Genomic DNA, 20035 nt, shown 5'->3' with positions numbered 1-20035 from the left:
TTACCGTTCAACACACATGGCGATGCCCATGCCGCCGCCGATGCAGAGCGTCGCGACGCCGCGTTTGACATTGCGGCGGGTCATCTCGTGAATGAGCGTCGTCAGAACCCGTGCGCCCGAGGCGCCGATGGGATGCCCCAGTGCAATGGCGCCGCCATTGACGTTGACGCGGTCGGGGTCGATGTCGAGGTCATCGACGACGGCGAGACTCTGCGCCGCGAAGGCTTCGTTAGCCTCCCAGAGGTCGACGCTGTCGGCGGACCAGCCGGCCTTTTGAAGCGCCTTGCGCGATGCGGCTATGGGGCCGAGACCCATGACGGCGGGATCAAGTCCGGTCGTCGCCCAGGAGACGATGCGCGCCATGGATGTTGCGCCGTGGGATTTGAGCGCGCCGTCCGACATCAGGACGAGCGCGGCAGCACCGTCGTTAATGCCCGAAGCGTTGCCTGCGGTGACGGTGCCATCGGCCTCGAAGGAGGGTTTGAGCTTAGACATGCCTTCGAGCGTAGAGTCGTGGCGGATGAGTTCGTCTTCGGAGACGACAGTTTCGCCCTTTCGGGTCTTGATGGTGACCGGAACGATCTGGGCAGCGAAGCGGCCTTCTTTCGTTGCGGCGGAGGCTTTCTGGTGGGATGCGAGCGCGAAGGCGTCCTGCGCCTGGCGGCTGATGCCGCATTGGCGGACGACGTTTTCCGCCGTCACGCCCATGGGATAGCCGTAGAACGCGTCCACCAACCCGTCGCGCATCACCGTGTCGATGAGGGTGATGTCGCCGAGCTTCTTGCCGGCGCGCAGTGTCGCGACATGTGGTGCCTGGCTCATCGATTCCTGTCCGCCGGCAACTATGACGTCCGCGTCGCCGCAGAGTATTTGCTGATAGCCCAGCGCAACGGCCCGCAAGCCCGCGCCGCAGACCTGATTGACGCCGAAGGCTGTGCTGGCGTCTGGAACGCCCGCGCCGCGCGCGGCCTGCCGGGCGGGGTTTTGGCCGGTCCCGGCGGTGAGCACCTGGCCGAGAATGGTTTCCTCAACCGCGTCGGGACGAACGCCCGCCGCATCGAGTGCAGCTCTTATCGCAATTGTGCCCAACGCGTGTGCGGGAAGCGAGGCCAACCCGCCGTTGAGAACGCCGATAGCCGTGCGTTTGGCCGCGACGATGTGGACGTCTGTGGTCATTCATTCTCCTCCCGGCGCGCTAGTTCGCACCTGTTGTGGCGATAGCGTATAGCGTACCGCTTTCTGGCCTGGGGCAGAAAGAGGCAACCGTGCATCGTGCATGCTTGCAGCGCCTCCGGTGTGAAGCAATGCCCGTGCCAGTGGTCTCGCCGGCTTATCGTCGCACGCCTTTGCGCCGGTGGGGCTGGTGGGTTTGTGGTCCGATGCGCTAGCCCGTACGTCGCCACCCAGACGAGCCCGAGGTGTCCGGTTTGACGGACAGACATGTCCGGCACATCGGACAGGCGCCGGTGCGCCGCCCCATCCGAAATGCAACGTGGTGGAGACCAAACCCTTACCGCGCCAGACCTCCCAGGACTGGTCCGCCAAACTGGCACGGTCCTTGATAGGCCTATGCGTAACAAGGCGGGCCGACGAACGGTCCGGACGAGACAAAGGGATGGAACCTCGGTGTCCGAGAAGGTCGAACATCGTGTTGTGCTGGTCACTGGCGCAACGAGCGGGATAGGATTAGCGATCGCAAAGCGGTTCGCGGCGGCGGGTCATACGGTCGCAGTCAACGGCGTTGAAGCCGATGCCGAGGCGGCGTCGGCGGTTGCGGAAACCGCGGCGGAAGGCGGTAAGGCTGAATATTTCAAGGCCGATCTTTCCGATGACAATCAGGCTGCGGCGCTCGCGGGCCGGGTGCTCGAGCGGTTCGGACGCGTCGATGTGCTGATCAACAATGCGGGTATCCAGAAGGTCGCGGCCATTGAGGACTTTCCGTCTGAGGATTGGCATCGGATCATCGCCGTCAGCCTCGACAGCGCCTACCATACGATCCGCGCCGCATTGCCGGGGATGAAGGCCAGGGGCTGGGGCCGGATCATCAACATCGCCTCAGCGCACGGGCTGCGGGCATCCGCCTATAAATCGGCCTATGTCGCGACCAAGCATGCGGTGGTCGGGCTCACCAAGACTGTGGCGCTCGAAGTTGCCGAGGCCGGGATTACGGCAAATGCCATATGTCCGGGCTACGTCTGGACACCGCTGGTCGCTGCGCAGGTGGCCGATCAGGCGCGGGTGCACAAGATGAGCGAGGAGGACGTGGTGCGCAAGGTGATGCTTGCGCCCCAGCCGACGAAAGCGTTCGTGCTGCCCGAGGAGGTCGCCGAGATGGCGTATTACCTCACGGGCGATCTCGCGCGCTCGATCACGGGTGCCGCGATCTCGATCGATGGAGGTTGGACAGCCAAATGACGGACACGGACCTCATCCTCTCGGCCAAGGGCATGACCAAGCGGTTTGCGGGGTTCATGGCGGTCAACGACGTCGATCTCAACGTCCGGCGCGGGTCGATCCACGCGCTGATCGGGCCCAATGGCGCGGGCAAGACCACGTGCTTCAATCTGCTAACGAAGTTCCTGCAACCGACCGCCGGGAGGATCACCTTCAAGGGCCGCGATATCACGACGCTGGCCGCATCCGAGATCGCGCGGCTCGGAATGGTGCGGTCGTTTCAGATTTCGGCGGTGTTTCCCAAACTCACCGTGCTCGAGAACGTCCGTGTCGCGCTGCAGCGGCGACGGGGGCACAATTTCGACTTCTGGCGGGCGCAGAAGGTTCTGGCCGAGTTCAACGATGAAGCCGTGCGCCGGGTCGAGGAAGTGGGGCTCGCGGACTTCGCGCATCACACCGCCAGCGAGCTTTCGTACGGGCGCAAACGCGCGCTCGAGATCGCGACAACCCTGGCGCTGGAACCTGAAATGCTGCTGCTCGATGAGCCCATGGCCGGTATGGCGCAGGCCGATGTCGAGCGCATCTCGGGGCTCATCAAGAGGATTTCGGCGAACCGGACCATTCTGATGGTCGAACACAACCTTTCGGTCGTCGCCGATCTATCGGACACGATCACCGTTCTGGCGCGCGGCCAGGTGCTGGCAGAGGGCGATTACGCGACGGTCTCGAACGACGAGCGCGTTATCGAAGCGTATATCGGAGTGGGCCATGACTAGCGCGCAGCCGAGCACCGACATAGCGCCGCTTCTTTCCGTTTCCGACCTCGAGGCCTGGTATGGCGAAAGCCATGTGCTGCACGGCATGGCGTTCGACGTCGCGCCGGGCGAGGTCGTGACGCTTCTGGGCCGCAACGGGGCAGGGAAGACCACGACGCTCAAGGCGATCATGGGGATTATCGAAAAGCGCACCGGCTCGGTGCGGTTCGAGGGAAGGGAGTTGATCAACGCGCCCTCGCGCGCGATCGCCAAGGCGGGGATTGCGCTCTGCCCGGAGGAGCGGGCGATCTTCTCTTCGCTCTCGGTCGAGGAAAACCTGCTGCTGCCGCCAAGGGTGAAGCCGGGCGGCATGTCGGTCGAGGCGATCTTCGAGATGTTCCCCAATTTGAAGGAACGTCTGTCGAGCCAGGGAACCAAGCTTTCGGGCGGCGAACAGCAGATGCTGGCGATCGGGCGCATTCTGCGCACGGGCGCGAAAATGCTGCTGCTCGACGAGCCGACCGAAGGGCTCGCGCCGGTAATCGTCCAGCAGATCGGCAGGACTATCACACGGTTGAAGGAAGAGGGCTTCACCATCGTTCTGGTCGAACAGAATTTCCATTTCGCCGCTTCGGTGGCGGACCGGCATTACGTCGTCGAAACGGGCAAGGTGATCGACATGATCCCCAACGCCGAACTCGAGGACAATATCGAGAAACTGCACGCCTATCTTGGCGTGTGAAACCAGTGGGAGGCGTCCGGAGGCGCCTTCGTCACGTTTATCAAGGGAGGATAGAGACGTGAAAATCGCAACCCCCATCCTGGCAGCCGCCATGGGCCTGGCCATGGCCGGATCGGCCTATGCCGTCGACGTCAAGGTCGGCGTCCTGAACGACCGCTCGGGCACCTATGCCGACCTATCGGGTGAAGGCTCGGTGATCGCCGCGCAAATGGCGGTGGAGGATTTCGGCGCCGCGGAGCGTGGCATCAATGTCGAGATCATCTCGGCAGACCACCAGAACAAGCCCGACGTCGCCTCGACCATCGCCCGCCAGTGGTACGACGAAGAGGGCGTCGATGCGATCCTCGACGTGCCGACCTCCTCGGCGGCGCTCGCGGTCAACGAGATCACGCGCGAAAAGGACAGGATCTTCATCGTTTCGGGCGCGGCGTCGTCCGATCTGACGGGCGCGCAGTGCTCGCCCAATACCGTGCACTGGACCTATGACACCTGGTCGCTGGCCCATGGTACGGGGCAGGCGATGGTGGAAACCGGGGACGACACCTGGTTCTTCCTCACCGCCGACTACGCGTTCGGCCACGCGCTCGAGGCCGATACCGGCGCGGTTGTCGAAGAGGCCGGCGGCGAGGTGATGGGCTCGGTCCGTCACCCCTTCCCTGGCCAGGACTTTTCGTCCTACCTCTTGCAGGCGCAGTCCTCAGGTGCTGAGGTGATCGGGCTGGCCAATGCCGGCGGTGATACGGTCAACGCCATCAAGCAGGCCGCCGAATTCGGCATCACCCAGTCAGGTCAGTCGCTAGCCGCTCTTCTGATGTTCATCACCGACGTACATGCCCTCGGCCTCGAAGCCGCGCAGGGGCTGGTGCTGACCGAGAGCTTCTATTGGGACCTCAATGAGGGCACGCGCGAATGGTCCGAACGCTTTGCCGAGCGCAATGGCGGCAATATGCCGACCATGGTGCATGCGGGAGTCTATTCGGGCATGTTGCATTATCTGAAGGCGATCGAGGAAACCGGAGGCGTCGAAGCCGGCCCGGTGATGGCGGCGATGAAGGCCATGCCGACCTCCGATCCGCTCTTCGGTGAGGGCGAGGTCCGTGCCGATGGGCGCAAGATCCACGACATGTACCTGTTCCGCGTGAAGTCTCCCGACCAGTCCGAAGGTGCGTGGGATTACTATGATCTCGTCTATACGATCCCGGCCGAGAACGCCTTTCGCCCGCTTGAAGAGGGCGGATGCGAGCTGGTGGAATAACCCGGCCTTGACGAACAGAGGGATGCGCCGACCGCTGGCGCATCCCCTAAATCCAGCGTCGTCTGAAAGCACACGCCCATGTTCGAAATCTTTGGCATTCCGGCCGCCGCCCTTTTTGGCCAATTGCTGCTCGGGCTTATCAACGGCTCGTTTTACGCGCTGCTCAGCCTCGGGCTGGCTGTTATCTTCGGGCTTCTGAACATCATCAACTTCACCCACGGCGCGCAATATATGATGGGTGCGTTCGTCGCCTGGATGCTGCTAACCTATCTGGGTGTCGATTATTGGTGGGCGCTCATCCTCGTGCCGGTGATCGTGGGGGCAACCGGCGTCGTCATCGAGCGGCTGATGATCTCGCGGCTTTATCACCTCGATCACCTTTACGGGCTGCTACTGACCTTCGGGTTGGCCCTCATCATCCAGGGCCTGTTCCGTAACCAGTACGGTGTCTCAGGTCTGCCCTATTCCATTCCCAGCGCGCTGCAGGGCGGTACGAATCTTGGATTCATGTTCCTGCCAAACTACCGGGCCTGGGTCGTCGTGGCGTCGGTCGTCGTGTGCTTCGGCACGTGGTTCCTGATCGAAAAGACGCGGCTGGGCGCGTATCTGCGCGCTGCGACGGAAAACCCAACAATGGTTGGCGCTTTCGGCATTAACGTGCCGAGGCTTATTACGCTCACCTACGGTTTCGGCGTTGGCCTTGCCGCGCTCGCGGGCGTGCTGGCGGCGCCGATCTATTCGGTCAATCCCAATATGGGTACCGACCTGATCATCGTCGTTTTCGCTGTCGTCGTCATCGGCGGGCTTGGCTCGATCATGGGGGCGATCCTGACCGGATTCGGATTGGGGATCGTCGAGGGACTGACGCGTGTTTTCTATCCTGAAGGCTCCGCCGTCGTCATTTTCGTCATCATGGCGCTGGTGCTGCTCATAAAGCCCGCCGGCCTGTTCGGGAGGGTCGCGTGATGACCGACCAGACGCTTATGGACAACCCGACCAACGCGCGACACACGACGCCTTTAAATATCCCCAGGCTCCACCTTGCGATCTTCGCGGCGCTCGTCGCCTTCTTCGCTATAGGCCCCTTCTTTCTCTATCCGGTCTTTTTGATGAAGGTTATGTGCTTCGTGCTCTTTGCGTGTGCGTTCAACCTCCTGCTCGGGTATGGCGGGCTCTTGAGCTTTGGCCATGCCGCTTTCTTCGGCTCGGCAAGCTACGTGTCCGCATATGCCGCCAAGGCCTGGGGACTGACGCCCGAACTGAGCCTGCTCCTCGGTACCGGCGCGGCGGCGCTTCTGGGGCTCGTCATCGGGTCTCTCGCGATCCGCCGTCAGGGCATTTATTTCGCGATGGTGACGCTCGCTTTTGCACAGATGGTTTATTTCGTTTCCTTGCAGGCCCCGTTCACCGGCGGCGAGGATGGTATTCAGGCCGTGCCCCGTAACATGCTGTTCGGGCTGATCGATATTTCAAGCGACAGGGCACTCTATGTCTTCGTTTTCGTGGTTGTTTTTGCCTGCCTGTTCCTCATTTACCGGATCATCCATTCGCCCTTCGGGCAGGTTCTAAAGGCGATTCGGGAAAACGAGGCGCGCTCGGTTTCGCTCGGGTATCGCGTCAACCGCTACAAACTCACCGTTTTTGTGATGTCGGCGACGCTTGCCGGGACTGCGGGCGCAACCAAGGCGCTGGTTTTCCAGCTCGCGTCACTGACCGACGTGCATTGGGCGATGTCCGGCGAGGTGGTGCTGATGGCGCTTCTGGGCGGTATGCATACGGTGTTTGGCCCGATCCTCGGCGCGGCGATCATCGTCACGATGCAGAACTATTTCGCCGGGTTCGGCGCGTGGGTCACGGTGCTGCAGGGCGCGATCTTCGTCGTCGCGGTGCTCCTGTTCCGCGAGGGGATCGTCGGCGTGCTGGGCAAGTGGCTCAAGAAGCCGCTGTGATGAGATAAAGCGCCTCACCGGCCGTGCCACAACAAAATGCGGGTTAATCCCGCACCTTATAGGGCTTCTGATCCCGCCAGAATCGCATCAGGCTCTCGAGGTCCGGGTCGCCGCCCTCAGGCAGGACCACTCGCAGATTGACGTAGAGATCGCCTTTGCCGAACAACCCCTTGCCCTTGAGACGCAGTGCCTTGGCCGTATCCACGCCCGGCGGCAGGTTGAGTTCAACTGTGCCCGAAAGCGTGGGGACACGCACCTTGGCGCCCAGAACGGCCTCGTAGAGCGTGATCGGCACGTCGACGCGCAGGTCGTTGCCTTCGCGCCTGAACTGCTTGTGGCGCGCGAATTTTACGGTGACCAGCGCATCGCCTGCCTGCCCGCCGAGCGGAGAAGGCTTGCCCTGGCCGCGCAAGCGAATCTGCTGGCCTTCCTCGAGCGGGTGGGGGAGCTTCACCGACACCGTTTTGCCCGTTGGCAGCGTCACGGGCACCGAAGCGCCTTGGTGCGCGTCCTCAAGCGTGACGGCGAGATTGACGGTGACATCTTCACCCTTGGCCGACCGGCCTGTGGAAGACGTCGATGCGGTAAAAGGATCCCAGCTCGCGCCGCCTGCGGTTCCCGCAAACGGGTTGGCGCCAGCCGAGCGCCGTCCGCCGCCGAACCCGCTCATGAATTCCTTCAAAATATCCTCAGCCGAAAAACCGCCCGCGCCAGCGCTGCCGCGTCCGCCGCGCATGCCAGCGCCGTCGAAACCGCCAAACCCGGCGAATTTCGGATTGCCGTCGGCATCGATCTCGCCGCGGTCATATTGGCCGCGTTTGGTCTTGTCCGACAAAAAGTCGTACGCAGCGGTCACCTCGGCAAACTTGGCGTGTGCCGATTTATTGTCGGGGTTCTGGTCGGGATGCAGAGCCTTGGCAAGCTTACGATAGGCGGACTTGATGTCCTTATCGCTCGCGTCCCGCGGCACCCCGAGCACTGTATAAGGGTCGCGCATGCTCTTTCTTTTGTCCCGCAACAGCGTACCCGGCTCTGGTTTGAGTCGGGTACAGCCATCAACTTCTATTCGTTTCGCGGCGGTTGCAACGCCGCATCTTCGCGTCCTATATGGCGACCGGCCCGCCTAATGTCTAGGGTCTGTTGACACTATGGATAGGGGTTTGATTTTGCATAAATCGTTCAATGCCAAGTGTTTCCCGCAGGGCGGGTTATTCCTCGTTTTGGGGGAAACGCGTCGGCATTGAACGATTTATGCAAAACCCTTCGGGCGGGTCATGGTCCGGTCCCTTGTCGCGAAAAATCCCGCTTGTTGTTCGGACTATGACCCGTCAAACCCCTATCCATAGTGTTAACAGCCCCTGAAAGTGGTACGGATATGACCGCGCAATCTTCGCTTTTGACCGACAAATTGCTCGACGACAGCTATGAGGGGCAAATCGATCCTTTCGCCCTCTTTTCCGAATGGCTGGAGGCGGCGCGAGAAAACGAAATCAACGATCCCAACGCCATGACGTTGGCGACGGTCGACGAGACCGGCATGCCGGACGCGCGTGTTGTGCTGCTCAACGGCCGGGATGAGCGAGGGTTCGTATTTTACACCAACTTCGGCAGTGCCAAGGGGCGCGAACTGCAGGCGCATCCCAAGGCGGCGCTGCTGTTTCATTGGAAATCGCTGCGGCGACAGATCCGGATACGCGGTCCCGTCGAAGCGGTGAGCGACGCGGAGGCCGACGCCTATTTCGCGACGCGCCCTGTGCAATCGCGGCTCGGCGCTCATGCCTCGGCGCAATCGCAGCCGCTTCAAAGCCGCCAGGCGCTTGTCGACAAGGTCGAAGAGCTACAGGCTGAGTTCGGTGATGACGTGCCGCGCCCAGACTACTGGTCGGGCTTTCGCGTCAAACCGCTTGAAATCGAGTTCTGGAAAGACGGCGCCTTCCGGCTCCATGACCGGTTCGTCTTCCGGCGCGAGGGACTCGACGCGTCCTGGACGCGCACCCGGCTCTACCCCTGAGCGGGACCTGAACCATTCATGCGGGTCTTTCTTCGTACATCGAAGTTTGCGGTCTGGTCGCGGCGGGTTGGCACCTTCGGGGTACCCCTTCTGGTGCTGTCGATTCTCCTGCACGTCTTTGGCCAGATCAGCACGGACGTTTTTGAAGTCTGCCTCGCGATCGCGACGGCGGCGGGCGGTCTTGCCGTGTTGCTGGCATTGGCCGGCTACGTCAGGCTCTGGTTCACCGGCGACAAGGGATGGAGCCTTGCGAGCATCGGGCTGTTCACGGGCGTCCTGTGCCTCCTGCCGGCGGGTACAGCGGTCTGGCTGATGGCGAGCTACCCTTCGACCGCCGACATATCCACCGACCCGCGCGACGCCCCCGAATTGATTTTCCCGCGTTCCGGGAGCCCGGAGCCGATCGATCCCGATATGGCCCTCGAGGCGTTTCCGCGCGTTCTTACGCGGTCTTACAGGCTCGATCCTGCCACCCTCTTCGGCATCGCGCGGGGGGTTATCGAGGGCAGGGGCTGGCAGTTGATATTCATCCAGGATTCGCAAGGCGCGGACGCTGCACGCCAGCTCAACGCAATCCACAAATCGCTGCTGGGCTGGTCCGACGAGATCGCGGTCAGGATCGAGCCGGCGCCGCTCGGCGCCCGGCTCGATGTGCGCGGGGCGTCGGTCCGCAATGTCGAACACGATCTGGGAGCGAATGGCCGTGCGCTGGAGAGCTTTCTGGTTGCGCTGGACCAGGCCGTGGCTGAGCATCTTCGTAGCAATGTCGTGCCGGATGTCGCGCCCGACGCACCCGGGGATGCTACGCCGGTAACCACGCCCTGACGCTGAACGCGCCGCGCTTGAGCGCGACCATGCCGGTTTCGGCGAGGTATTCGAGGTGCGCGAGCACCGTCTGCCGTGCGGCATAAGCGAGCCGTCCTCGAAGCTGCGGATAGATTGCCGCCGTGATTTGCCGGAGCGATAGGGGACCCGCGCTGAGCACGTCGAGAATCTGGTCGTTGCGCATCATCCTGTGTGCCTTGAGCGCTTTGGCGAAGGCGCGCCCGTCGGCGATTTCGCCGCCATGGGCGGGTACGTAGCGCGTTTGATGCAGGGCGATAACCTTGTCGAGCGAGGCGAAGTAATCCGAAAGCTTGCCGTCTGGAGAGGCGATGAGTGTGGAGTTCCAGCCCATGACGTGGTCGCCCGAAAGCAGCATCCGCGTGCCCTCGACAGCGAAGGCGAAGTGATTGGCGCAATGGCCCGGCGTGGCGATGGCGGTGAGCGTCAGTCCATCGAGCTCGAGCGGTTGACCGTCCCAAAGCACCGTGTCCGGTTTGAGCCGGAAACCTATACCTCGCCGGCGCATCAGCGATTCGCGCCAGGTGGGCGGGCGGGAATGCCGATGCGGCCCGCCCGAAAGCAGCGGCGCGCCCGTCCGCGACTGGAGCCGGGGCACCAGCGCGCAATGATCTGGATGCGTATGGGTAAGAAGAATACCGGCCACGGGGCGCCCGCCGATAGCGGTCATGATGGCCTCAAGATGCACGGGATCGTCAGGCCCGGGGTCGAGCACCATGACCTCGGATCCGCCGAGGATAAAGCTATTCGTACCGGTGAACGTGTAGGGCCCCGTATTGGGTGCAGTAAGGCGGACGATTCCCGCGCCGACGGGGACGGGTGTTCCTGTCTGGGGATCGAAGTCGGTTTGATACGGCAGCGTCGGCATGGCCATTGCGCGTGTGCGTGAGTGTGGCTAGAAGTTGGACGTTCTCTCGGCTTTAACGCAAAGGAATTCGTGATGGCCATGACTTTTGCCACGTCCAATACGCTTTTGGGTGCATTGCAGCCCAAATCCCGCACGGCGCAGGCGATCACCGCGATCGCGGTGGCGTTCCTCGGCTCGATCGTTTTGACCGTCGCCGCCAAGATTTCGGTTCCGGTTTGGCCAGTTCCCGTTTCGCTGCAGTCCATGGCGGTCGCTATCATCGCGGCAGCATTCGGCCTGCGCATCGGTGCGGCGACTGTCGCGCTCTACCTTGTCCAGGGCCTCGCCGGCCTGCCGGTGTTTGCCGGCGCCTATGCCGGCCCGGCCTATGTGATGGGCCCCACGGGCGGGTTCCTCATTGGATTCCTCGTCATGGCGGTCATCATCGGCTACCTCGCCGATCGCGGCGCGGCCCGCAGCGTGCTGCCGGCCTTCGGCGCCATGATGCTCGGCGCGGTCGCACTGTTCGCCTTCGGATTCACCTGGCTTCTGGTGATGTCCGGGCAGGCCGGCTGGATCGACCAGTCCAACGTGGTTGTTTCCGCCTATAAGGGCGCGGTCGAGCCTTTCATTCTCTGGGACACGCTCAAGATGGGCTTCGCGGCTCTCACTGTTGTGGGCGGCTGGACGCTGGTAAAGCGCGGCGAGAGTTGAGCTCGACTAATGTCGAACGTGAAAGGGCCGGTCGAATGACCGGCCCTTTTGTTTATCGCGGTCTATGGCGGATCAGTCGTAATAGGTATAGACGCCGACCTCGCAAACATTGACGCCCGAGCGGATCGCCTCGGAACCGTCGGCGAAGATGGCGCGGAAGTCGTAAAGACAGTAGCCCGATCCATCATCGATGTTGATCACCACCGAGTTTCCCGACGGCAAGACGGAATTGCCAAGAATGTCTTCTTCCCAGGTCGCCCTGTCGACATTGGAGGCATAGAAATAGGTCATCGTGACCGAGGTGAAGTTCTCAATTGTGACGCGCCGGTCGTAGCTTTGCGCTTGCGCTTGAACGGTAAGCAGGATGGCGGTCAGCGCCAAACTGAGCCCCAGAAATTTGGCTTTCATGATTGTGGTCCCCTATTATACTCCCTCGTGTCGGAAGCAATATTAAGAATACCACAAGTCTCCCATGTTTAGCGATCAGATAGGTGAGACTTCATGAAATAATCGTTGCGCTTTACGCGACGATGATGCGCCAACATTGTGAGCAGCAATGCGACTTCCCACACGCGGCGTTCCGCAGCGGTCGCGTGCAGGGGCAACAAACAAAACCCCGGCCTCGCTAGCGAGGCCGGGGTGAGAAGAATGGTCGGAGTAGCAAGATTCGAACTTGCGACCCCCTCGTCCCGAACGAGGTGCGCTACCAGGCTGCGCTATACTCCGACAAGCAGGACCGGCTTTGCCGCCGATCACCATGTTGGCCCGCCTTATATAGTGCGTTTATTGACGGTTCAAGCCTGTTTCGCGGTGTTGCACACGTCAGCCGAACGGTGTAACAAGCAGCGCGCATTGGGGCGTCGCCAAGTGGTAAGGCACCGGTTTTTGGTATCGGCATTCGCAGGTTCGAATCCTGCCGCCCCAGCCAAACTGCATGACCTGTGGATAAGTCTCCGCCAGGGTCATTTTTCGCCGCGATCGCGGCGTTTGTTTTCACAAGTAAATCAAAAGGTTGCCGGAAGGTCGCCTCGACCTCTCCTTGGCGCCAGATCGAGTTCGATAGCACCAGATTCAGAAGCCGTTTTTTCTCGTGAGCTTCCTGTTTGGCGAAGAGTTCGCGGGCATTCCGGGCCAACTCGAGCAGCCTGATTCCGTCGTCCATATAAGAATGCTCAGCATCCGTATGCCGCTCGATCTCGCGCAGCAGCCGCACCTGATCCGTCTTCCACCCCTTGGCCATGCGATCATGGAAGGTCTGATCGATCCGCCCGTCCAGCTTGTCGAGATAAATGGCGTTCAGACGGTCCTCCAGCCGCTTGTATTCGGCCTGGCAGCGTTTGATGGCGTCCTCATGATCGCGCCGCTCGTCCGTATGGCTGGATTTCAGCGCTTCGCGCACCCATTCCAGCACTTCCTCGTCGAAATAGAGCTGATCCAGCAACGCCGCGAATTGCGCCTCCAGCACCTCCTCGCGCACATATTTGCGCCGGCAGTCGGACGGATTGCCGCGATTGCCGTCGGCATGGCCGGTGCAGTGATAATAGATGTATTTGCCCTTCTTGATTTCCGCCACAACGGCGCAGCCGCAGTCAGCGCATTTCATGAGGCCGGAGAAGGCGAATTCGCGGCCATAGGAATGGATCGGCGTCGTGTTCCGCCCCGTCAGCACGCCCTGCACCCGCTCCCATAGCTCGATGGAAACCAGCGGCTCATGCTTGCCATGGTGCAGCTTGCCGTTCCATTCGAACAGCCCGGAATAGAGCCGATTGCGCAGGATGGCATGGATCGTGCTGACCGGAACGCGGTTGCCGCTCTTCGGGTAGACAAAACCGTCGGCGTGGGCCGCCTTGGTGAGCGCTTTCAGAGAATAATGGCCGGTCGCGTAGCGCTCGAACAGCTTGGTGACCATGGGCGCCAGTGCCGGATCCGGCTCGATGACTTTCTTGCCGTCCTTGGCAGTGACGTTGAGATAGCCCAGCGGCGCTTTGGACGGCCAGATACCCTGTTCGGCCTTCTCCATCTGCCCCTTGCGCGCTTCCTCGGAGAGGTTGTCGATATAGTTCTTCGCCATCAGCACCTTGATGCCGTGCATGAACTTTTCCGACGAGCGCGAATCGGCCGAGAGCACCGTGCCCTCCTTGGCGAGGTGGATTTCGATATCCAACTCGTCAAGCGTCACCCAATCCTTGAGGTTGCGATAGAGCCGGTCGGTCTGACGTAGACTCCGGGGTTGTTTTGAGCTGCTACCCGACTTTGGACCACCCGGATTCGGAATTTCCGGGGATGAACCATCAGGGTGGGCCGGCTGCCCTTGATGCGTTCATGAGTGATATCGGACGGGTGTTCCCGATGGCGCTGTGCGGACGCGGCCAGGCAACCGAGTCAAGACCAATCGCCGCGGCGCGGTGAGCTCAGTGCGGCTACATCGCGTCGGCGAGTTGACGGCCAACGCCTGGGCCTCTTGGACGAACTTGCCAAGTCTAAATCGAACGGTAACTCAACTTCAATCGACAGCACTTCCAGAACGATATCTGACGGCGAGGAACGACCGGCGGCGAACGTTCTCCGCGAAATGGATCGCGGCAATGGCCATTGCATGCATCGGTCCGTACCGTGAGGACGACCGAAAACTGCGCTCAACGCTCACCCATGGCATCCTGGATTGTTCTTACTATCGGCGCAAAGAAATAGCTGATGATGCGGCGCGTACCTGTGGTCACGTCGATTGTCGCGGTCATGCCAGGGCGCAGAGGAAGGGTTTCAGACCCAGCTTCCAGAAAACCCTTGTTTGGCTCAACCCGCACGGTGTAGCCCCATTGGCCTTCAGTCACCTCTGCTGAGTCCGCAGCGATGTCGGAAACCACACCGCGTACGAAGCCGAACCGTTCCGACGGATAGGCATCGAGGCGAATATTCGCCTGCTGGCCGACCTCCATGAAGCCAATATCCTGGTTCGAAAACGTTCCTTCGATCTCGACTTCAACGCCAGTCGGAACGATGCGAAGCAATTTTGCTCCGGCATCTGCTACGCCCCCAATCGTGAAGACCTTGAGTTGATCGACGACGCCTGATGTGGGCGCTTCCAGCCTCGCTGCGTCCACACGGTGCTTTGCTGTGCGCTCCTCTTCGGCAAGTGTGGCCAGACGGGCGTCAATTTGCACTTTCCGGTCGAGCAAAGAACTCCGTAGGTCCGCCGTTACCCGCCGCCGTTCTGTATCGAGGGCAGCGCGTTCGGCAACCTTCTGTTCGAGTTCTCGCAGGTGCACGTCCCGCTCGCGTTCCAATTCCGTGAAGGCCTGTTGTACATTGAGGAAATCCGCCCTGCTCGTCGTGCCCCGTTGCAGAAGCTCCTCAGACGTGCGCAGTCGCTCGGCCTGGATGTCCAGCGCGGCATTGACACGTTCGATATTGGCATTGGTGACGTCCTCGGATCGCCGGTTGGTTTCTTCGCGTGCAGCAATCTGAGCCAGCGAGGCAAGGTAGTCCGCGACCTCGGCGTTCAACAGGTTGCGTTGCTCGTCAGTGAAAGGATGTTCACGCAATGCGATAGGGACGTTGAAGAGGCGTTGCGCTTGCTCCATGAAATCGACGTCATCGGGGTTGAAGTTAAGTGCGCGCACGATGGCATCGATGCGTGCCATCTCGATAAGCAACCTTTCCTGCTCCGCTCGAATTGTCTCTAGTTCGGCCACGGCTTCGGTCGGATCGAGTTCGATCAGAATATCGCCCTGGCTAACGGACATGCCGTTGCGAACATGGATAGCGATGATGCGTCCGGAAAACTCCGGCTGAACCACCTGCACGCGGCTGATCGGAACGACTCTACCGGCGCCACGGGTCACGATCTCGACTCTGAAGACGAATGACATAACGAGGATCGCGACGAAGACTGCGATCGTGAGCAGGACCGTCCCATGCAATGTCGGGGACGTGATCTTCATTGGTTCGGAATATGACGTCACCGTAGCCCCTCGAAATCGACCACCTGATCGGGGTTCTCGAAAGTATCCGGGCTGTGAGTAATGATGATCAGCGTTGCCTCGCGTTTCAGCTTCTGCAACTCGGCTGCCATACGGCGCTGGGAGGCGGCATCGAGGGCGCTGGTCGGCTCGTCGAGAATGATGACCTTGGGGTTCCGGACAAGTGATCGCGCGATGGCGACACGCTGCCGCTGACCGCCGGATAGAGCCGAGCCACGTTCCCCGACATGGGTATCGAGACCAAGAGGAAGCTCTTCGACGAGCGTTTCGGCGGCAGAAGTCCGGAGGGCATGGGCAATCATCTCGTCTGTGATTTCCGCGTCTCCGAACGTCAGGTTTTCTCGCAATGTCCCGGAGAAAAGGTATGGTTCCTGGGGGACATAGGCGATACGGGTTCTGACATCGTGCGGTTCGTACTCTGCGATTCTCTCGCCGCCAAGGTGCACTTCTCCGCTGTCGGGGACGTCAATACCGGAAGCAAGGCGACCGAAGGTCGATTTGCCAACCCCGGATGGACCGACGATCAGTGTCAGCGTGTTCGGGGCGGCGATGAAATTGAAACGGCGCAGGATCGGTGCAGAAGGGATATAGGCGAAATCGACATCGACGAACTCGAGCCGCGCATCGATATTACGCGGAAGCTTGGGCAACGCGTTGAAGGGCTCCATGGGCGTATTGACCACATCGCCAAGGCGCTGCCGCGAGACACGGATGTTCTGCCAGCTTTCCCAAAGGCTCGAGAAATTCTCGATGGGGCCCGTTACCTTTTCAGCAAGCAGGTGGAATGCAATGAGTTCGCCAAGGGTCATCTGTCCGGCGAACACGAATTGTGCCCCGAAGTAGATGATGCTGATGGTGATCGCTTTGTCGACGATGAAAAGGAGCTTATCGTTCCAGATGTTCAGAAGGCCGACCCGGTAGCCGGCATTGAGGTTGGCATGAAGCGTCTGATCAAGCCGCTCAAGCATTTTATCCTCGGCGCTCAACGCCTTGACCGATGCGATACCCGAGATGTTCTCGACCATCTGGGTCTGATGCGCGGCGCCTGCATCGAACTGGGCGCGCAGTCGCCGCCGCAGGAACGGACCGAAACCGAGATAGATCAGGATCTGTATCGGAAGGGCCGCGAGGATGATGAGGGCCAGTTCCACCGAAAGGGCGAACAGCACGGCAATGTAAATGAACACGAAGGCAAGATCGAGAAAGACCCCGGTTGTCGTCCCCACCAGAAACGCCCGGATCGTGTCGGTTTCGCTGATCCTAGCGATGGTTTCTCCGACGGACCATTTGCGGAAGTGGCTGAAGGGCAGCTTGAAGAGATGTTCGAATATGCGTGTGCCGAACTCGCGCGTGACGCGATTGGCTGTCAGCATGCCGAGAAGTTGCGACAGCACCTCGAATCCCAGCTGGAACAGGCTGACGGCCACGAAGATCGCCACCACGACCAGCAGTGAGGCTTCGCGCTGGAACGGCAGGATCCGGTCGATGATAACCTGGAAGATGAACGGCTCGACCAGCCCGATCAGGCGCAGGCAGATCGCCAGAAACATCAGCTCGATGTAGAGTGGCGTGAACTTCCAAAGTGTCTTGCTGAACCAGGAAAGCGGGATTTCGCCCGCTTTCGCGTGAGCACGGTCGCTCATCGGCAATCCACGGCCTCTTCCGGCGCAGAGATCACACAGGCACCGGGCAGGGCATCGGCATCCGGCGAAACGGCGACAACCAGGAACGCGCCGTCCTGCGGGTAATCCGCTGCAAGTCTTGCGAGGATGCTTTCTTCGCTGACAGCGGCCAGTTCCTCATGCAAGCGAAGCGAACGGCCCGGCTCGAACCCGTCCAATGCGCTTTGCAGCTCCGCGTAGGCCTGGTCGAACACGAACTCGGACATCTCCGTGAGATTCTCTTCAAGGATCGCCTTGCGGTCGGAAATCGACCCGGTGGGACCATTTTCCCGAAACGCCGCATACGCCTCCCGCACGACGCTTTCAGCGTCCGCCAATCTTTCGGTGTCGACCGCGCCGCTGAGAACGAGAATGCGCATGTTGCGGGTATAATTGGTGAAACCGGCCCCGAAACCGTAGCTGGCCCTCAATTGTGTGCGCACGGCCTCATGCAACGCGCTTTGATCGCCGCCGCCAAGGGCCTGCGTGATGATGACATCCTCGTATTCTCCCCCAAGCCGCGTTGGCGGCAGCGGGGCGATGAAGGTTAGGTTGGTCGTTTCAGCCGCGGGCACGTGCAAGAGAATGCGGCGCGGCGAAAAATCGGCCTCCTCCTGTTTGGCGATGTCGTGCGTCGCCTCGGGCAGACCGTCGAACAGGGCATCGAGCGCAGCCCCGGCTTTCTCCGCGTCGAGATCGCCAGCCACCACGATGGCTTCGGGGTCCCGCGTGATGGTCTGGGCGTGCCAGGCAACGACATCCTCGCGGGTCAGCGTCGGAATCGTGGTAGGCGCGTCAAGCGAGAGCGCATCGCGCAGGGGCTGGTCGCCGAATACCGCCCAACGGGCGGCATCGAAGCTGCGCTGCGCGGGTTGCGCCTTGGCCTCGGCCATGCTCTGCGCGAACCCGTCATGAACACGGGTAAACCATCCCTCATCGAGCGTGGGCGCGCGCAGATGGGCATTGGCGATCTCGACCGTTTCGGCCATGTGCTCGGTCTTGAAGGTCAAGTCCCCGTAAATGTGGTCCGGTGAAACACCGAGATTGCCCTCCGATTCCAGATCGGCGAACCGCTCGCCCACCTCACCGGCCGGATAGCCTTCGGCGCCACCGGCAAGGATCAGCTGTGTTCCGACATAGGGGGCGGCCTGGTTGACATCCTCGCGCCAGGCCCAATCCGTGGGCCAGGCGATCTGGATCGACACCCATTCATTGTCCGGCATCTCCACAAGCGTAAAATCGATCCCGCCGGGGCTCGTTTCCACACTAGCAGACGGTTGCCTGTTGCCTCCGCAGGCGGCAAGGCCCAGAAGGGCGATCAGGGCAAGAGCAATACGGATCATTCAAATCTCTCCTCAGGGCCGATGAAGGCGACGGCAGTGCGACCCTCTCCGGCGAGTGCGCGCAAAAGGGCGTTGGTGGAAGCGAGCGTCAGCGCGGGTTTGAGTTCATCCAATTCGTGCGCGGACAACGGCTCGCGCAGGGTCGAAATGCGGTCCAGGACATAGGCGGCCATCCAGTCGGCGGTTTCGTCCGCGTCGGCCCAATCGGGCCAGAATCCGTCGAAGCGGCCGAGGATACGGGACCACGTGGTCTGAGGGATTCCATTCCGGGCGATATCTTCCAGCGTTGTCTCGAAGGCGTCTTGCAGCATGGCCAGGGAGACATCCCGGTCCGGCGCCGCACGGAAGCTGAGTTCGATATTGTCTTCGTCAATCGGCCAGATCTCGATACCGAAACTGCTGGCGATCATCGTGTCGAACCGAAGGGGACCGGCCAGCCCCCCTGGCAGATTCGTGTCGAGAATATCGCGCAAGAGCGCGGTCCGCGCCTCCAGAAGGTCGAAGGGGACCGGTTCAGGCAGGGTCACGACACGCCGCCACACAAGACGCGGAGCGGCATCGGCCTCGACATGGCGTATGGCGCGCGTGGCCGGAGCGTCGAGATCGAATTGAGGCGGGGCCACCTTGTGCTCATCCGTGTCGGCTTCGGGCCAACCGGCTTCGCGCATCGCCGCCAGCACCGCGCCTTCGCTGACACCGCCGACGACGACAAGCCTTGCGTCCTGCGGTACATGGGTTGCCACATGCAGTGCCCGGGCGTTGTCATAATCGAGCGCCGCAATGTCTTGCGGCGTGCCGATCACCGAGGCAGCGATGGCGTTGCCTTCGTAGAGGAAGGCGTCCATCACCTCGCCCGCTTGTGCATCGGGATTGTTCACCACGCGGTATTCGTACTCGCGCTGGATGATCCCGCGTTCGTCCTCGGCGAAGTCTTCTGGCACCTCAAGAGGCGCGAACACGCCCTTGAGGGTGCGCAGAATGTCTGGCAGGTCCGCGGGCGCGCCGGACAGCCAGTACCCTATGGCATAGTCGTTCGTCCAGGCATTGGAATGCCGGTCGGCATCGCGCTTTTCTTCGCCGACGGCATTGAGCCACGCCAGATGCTCGGTGTAATGCGCCAGCCCGGCCGGCGCAGGAAGTTGCGGCACGATGACATGGGCGGTGACGCGATTGCTGTCCGGTATCGAGATCACATGCACGCCCGGAATGTCGGGGCCGCCATCGTCGCGGAAGGTGGCGAAACCGGCCGCCGCCAATAGCGCCATGCAGATGACGGCGAGAACAAGAACCGATCGTGCGCGGAGTGAACCGCGATGGGGTTGTGATGGCATCATATTACTGAGTCCGCCACATATTCCGGCTCGGGAGTGGTGCGTTAAATTTATGGGAAAAATTTTCTATAAATGACATCTACAGCCAAATTAACAATGAATAATAATATAAATATAGAAAGCAGCTCAAATATAGAAAGCTGCAAGTCGCGCGGAAAAACAATAACGAACATATATATAATAAAGAAAATTACAGACGATAAGAATGGT

17 protein-coding genes, 2 tRNA genes and 1 pseudogene are annotated in these 20035 nt (G+C 61.1%); 10 read left to right on the top strand and 10 right to left on the bottom strand.

Features of this window, described 5'->3' with window-relative positions; all coding sequences use genetic code 11:
* On the bottom strand, positions 1-1176 hold the full coding sequence (locus tag LG281_RS07120; protein ID WP_404405760.1) for an acetyl-CoA C-acetyltransferase: 1176 nt from the start codon (positions 1174-1176) through the stop codon (positions 1-3).
* A gap of 450 nt (positions 1177-1626) precedes the next feature.
* On the opposite strand from LG281_RS07120, the gene LG281_RS07115 reads away from it, so the two are divergent.
* From LG281_RS07115 to LG281_RS07090, 6 genes are all read left to right on the top strand, one after another.
* The gene (locus tag LG281_RS07115; RefSeq protein WP_404405758.1) at positions 1627-2415 is read left to right on the top strand and encodes a 3-hydroxybutyrate dehydrogenase; all 789 of its coding nucleotides are present in this window, start codon (positions 1627-1629) and stop codon (positions 2413-2415) included.
* A complete protein-coding gene (locus LG281_RS07110; protein WP_404405756.1) occupies positions 2412-3170 on the top strand; it encodes an ABC transporter ATP-binding protein in 759 nt (252 codons plus the stop codon). Before LG281_RS07115 ends, LG281_RS07110 begins: the two co-directional genes overlap by 4 nt.
* Positions 3163-3891, top strand: a complete 729-nt coding sequence (locus LG281_RS07105) for an ABC transporter ATP-binding protein (protein ID WP_404405754.1) — start codon at positions 3163-3165, stop codon at positions 3889-3891. The genes LG281_RS07110 and LG281_RS07105 overlap by 8 nt, the downstream gene beginning before the upstream one ends.
* A 91-nt stretch (positions 3892-3982) precedes the next feature.
* Positions 3983-5146: an ABC transporter substrate-binding protein gene (locus LG281_RS07100; protein WP_404406655.1), complete on the top strand. Its 1164-nt coding sequence runs from the start codon at positions 3983-3985 to the stop codon at positions 5144-5146.
* Positions 5147-5224: 78 nt separating this feature from the next.
* Positions 5225-6112, top strand: a complete 888-nt coding sequence (locus LG281_RS07095; RefSeq protein WP_404405752.1) for a branched-chain amino acid ABC transporter permease — start codon at positions 5225-5227, stop codon at positions 6110-6112.
* Entirely contained in the window at positions 6112-7095 is a 984-nt protein-coding gene (locus LG281_RS07090; protein WP_404405750.1) for a branched-chain amino acid ABC transporter permease, read from the top strand. Before LG281_RS07095 ends, LG281_RS07090 begins: the two co-directional genes overlap by 1 nt.
* Positions 7096-7138: 43 nt before the next feature.
* Here the strand turns inward: LG281_RS07090 and LG281_RS07085 are convergent, their stop codons facing one another.
* Entirely contained in the window at positions 7139-8092 is a 954-nt protein-coding gene (locus LG281_RS07085) for a DnaJ C-terminal domain-containing protein (RefSeq protein WP_404405748.1), read from the bottom strand.
* 378 nt (positions 8093-8470) lie between these two features.
* On the opposite strand from LG281_RS07085, the gene pdxH reads away from it, so the two are divergent.
* Positions 8471-9106 carry a pyridoxamine 5'-phosphate oxidase gene (pdxH, locus tag LG281_RS07080; protein ID WP_404405746.1) on the top strand — a complete coding sequence of 212 codons (636 nt, stop codon included), beginning with the start codon at positions 8471-8473 and terminating at the stop codon, positions 9104-9106.
* 18 nt (positions 9107-9124) lie between these two features.
* Entirely contained in the window at positions 9125-9931 is an 807-nt protein-coding gene (locus LG281_RS07075; RefSeq protein WP_404405744.1) for a DUF1499 domain-containing protein, read from the top strand.
* Here LG281_RS07075 and LG281_RS07070 read toward each other — a convergent pair.
* Positions 9909-10817 carry an MBL fold metallo-hydrolase gene (locus LG281_RS07070; protein WP_404405742.1) on the bottom strand — a complete coding sequence of 303 codons (909 nt, stop codon included), beginning with the start codon at positions 10815-10817 and terminating at the stop codon, positions 9909-9911. The genes LG281_RS07075 and LG281_RS07070 overlap by 23 nt on opposite strands.
* A gap of 72 nt (positions 10818-10889) precedes the next feature.
* Here LG281_RS07070 and LG281_RS07065 point away from each other — a divergent pair, with 72 nt between their 5' ends.
* Positions 10890-11510, top strand: coding sequence for a biotin transporter BioY (locus LG281_RS07065; RefSeq protein ID WP_404405740.1), 621 nt, complete (start codon positions 10890-10892; stop codon positions 11508-11510).
* A gap of 72 nt (positions 11511-11582) precedes the next feature.
* Here LG281_RS07065 and LG281_RS07060 read toward each other — a convergent pair whose 3' ends face one another.
* Both LG281_RS07060 and LG281_RS07055 read right to left on the bottom strand, forming a co-directional pair.
* Positions 11583-11918, bottom strand: coding sequence for a hypothetical protein (locus tag LG281_RS07060; protein ID WP_404405738.1), 336 nt, complete (start codon positions 11916-11918; stop codon positions 11583-11585).
* A 241-nt stretch (positions 11919-12159) separates the two neighbouring features.
* Positions 12160-12236 (bottom strand) — tRNA-Pro (locus LG281_RS07055).
* A 127-nt stretch (positions 12237-12363) separates the two neighbouring features.
* Between LG281_RS07055 and LG281_RS07050 the strand changes: the two genes are divergently transcribed.
* Positions 12364-12438, top strand: a tRNA-Gln gene (locus LG281_RS07050).
* A gap of 570 nt (positions 12439-13008) precedes the next feature.
* Here the strand turns inward: LG281_RS07050 and LG281_RS07045 are convergent.
* From LG281_RS07045 to LG281_RS07025, 5 genes and pseudogenes are all read right to left on the bottom strand, one after another.
* A pseudogene (locus tag LG281_RS07045) lies at positions 13009-13419 on the bottom strand (recombinase family protein); the annotation flags it as partial.
* A 727-nt stretch (positions 13420-14146) separates the two neighbouring features.
* Positions 14147-15451 carry an HlyD family type I secretion periplasmic adaptor subunit gene (locus LG281_RS07040; RefSeq protein WP_404405736.1) on the bottom strand — a complete coding sequence of 435 codons (1305 nt, stop codon included), beginning with the start codon at positions 15449-15451 and terminating at the stop codon, positions 14147-14149.
* A gap of 17 nt (positions 15452-15468) precedes the next feature.
* The gene (locus tag LG281_RS07035; RefSeq protein ID WP_404405734.1) at positions 15469-17133 is read right to left on the bottom strand and encodes a peptidase domain-containing ABC transporter; all 1665 of its coding nucleotides are present in this window, start codon (positions 17131-17133) and stop codon (positions 15469-15471) included.
* On the bottom strand, positions 17130-18494 hold the full coding sequence (locus LG281_RS07030) for a M16 family metallopeptidase (protein WP_404405732.1): 1365 nt from the start codon (positions 18492-18494) through the stop codon (positions 17130-17132). Before LG281_RS07030 ends, LG281_RS07035 begins: the two co-directional genes overlap by 4 nt.
* Positions 18491-19828 carry a M16 family metallopeptidase gene (locus LG281_RS07025; RefSeq protein WP_404405730.1) on the bottom strand — a complete coding sequence of 446 codons (1338 nt, stop codon included), beginning with the start codon at positions 19826-19828 and terminating at the stop codon, positions 18491-18493. Before LG281_RS07025 ends, LG281_RS07030 begins: the two co-directional genes overlap by 4 nt.
* Positions 19829-20035 lie beyond the last annotated feature (207 nt).

Origin of the sequence: Pelagibacterium halotolerans (assembly GCF_044811015.1) — a bacterium.
Classification (GTDB): Bacteria; Pseudomonadota; Alphaproteobacteria; order Rhizobiales; family Devosiaceae; genus Pelagibacterium; species Pelagibacterium halotolerans_A.
The sequence above is the reverse complement of the archived record's forward strand: the minus strand, read 5'-3'. Positions and strand labels throughout refer to the sequence as shown.

Coding starts and splice junctions, on each gene's coding strand:
- LG281_RS07120 (WP_404405760.1), bottom strand. CDS start 1,176: ATGACCACAGACGTCCACATCGTCGCGGCCAAACGCACGGCTATCGGC.
- LG281_RS07110 (WP_404405756.1), top strand. CDS start 2,412: ATGACGGACACGGACCTCATCCTCTCGGCCAAGGGCATGACCAAGCGG.
- LG281_RS07105 (WP_404405754.1), top strand. CDS start 3,163: ATGACTAGCGCGCAGCCGAGCACCGACATAGCGCCGCTTCTTTCCGTT.
- LG281_RS07100 (WP_404406655.1), top strand. CDS start 3,983: ATGGGCCTGGCCATGGCCGGATCGGCCTATGCCGTCGACGTCAAGGTC.
- LG281_RS07095 (WP_404405752.1), top strand. CDS start 5,225: ATGTTCGAAATCTTTGGCATTCCGGCCGCCGCCCTTTTTGGCCAATTG.
- LG281_RS07090 (WP_404405750.1), top strand. CDS start 6,112: ATGACCGACCAGACGCTTATGGACAACCCGACCAACGCGCGACACACG.
- LG281_RS07085 (WP_404405748.1), bottom strand. CDS start 8,092: ATGCGCGACCCTTATACAGTGCTCGGGGTGCCGCGGGACGCGAGCGAT.
- pdxH (WP_404405746.1), top strand. CDS start 8,471: ATGACCGCGCAATCTTCGCTTTTGACCGACAAATTGCTCGACGACAGC.
- LG281_RS07075 (WP_404405744.1), top strand. CDS start 9,125: ATGCGGGTCTTTCTTCGTACATCGAAGTTTGCGGTCTGGTCGCGGCGG.
- LG281_RS07070 (WP_404405742.1), bottom strand. CDS start 10,817: ATGCCGACGCTGCCGTATCAAACCGACTTCGATCCCCAGACAGGAACA.
- LG281_RS07065 (WP_404405740.1), top strand. CDS start 10,890: ATGGCCATGACTTTTGCCACGTCCAATACGCTTTTGGGTGCATTGCAG.
- LG281_RS07060 (WP_404405738.1), bottom strand. CDS start 11,918: ATGAAAGCCAAATTTCTGGGGCTCAGTTTGGCGCTGACCGCCATCCTG.
- LG281_RS07040 (WP_404405736.1), bottom strand. CDS start 15,451: ATGAAGATCACGTCCCCGACATTGCATGGGACGGTCCTGCTCACGATC.
- LG281_RS07035 (WP_404405734.1), bottom strand. CDS start 17,133: ATGAGCGACCGTGCTCACGCGAAAGCGGGCGAAATCCCGCTTTCCTGG.
- LG281_RS07030 (WP_404405732.1), bottom strand. CDS start 18,494: ATGATCCGTATTGCTCTTGCCCTGATCGCCCTTCTGGGCCTTGCCGCC.
- LG281_RS07025 (WP_404405730.1), bottom strand. CDS start 19,828: ATGATGCCATCACAACCCCATCGCGGTTCACTCCGCGCACGATCGGTT.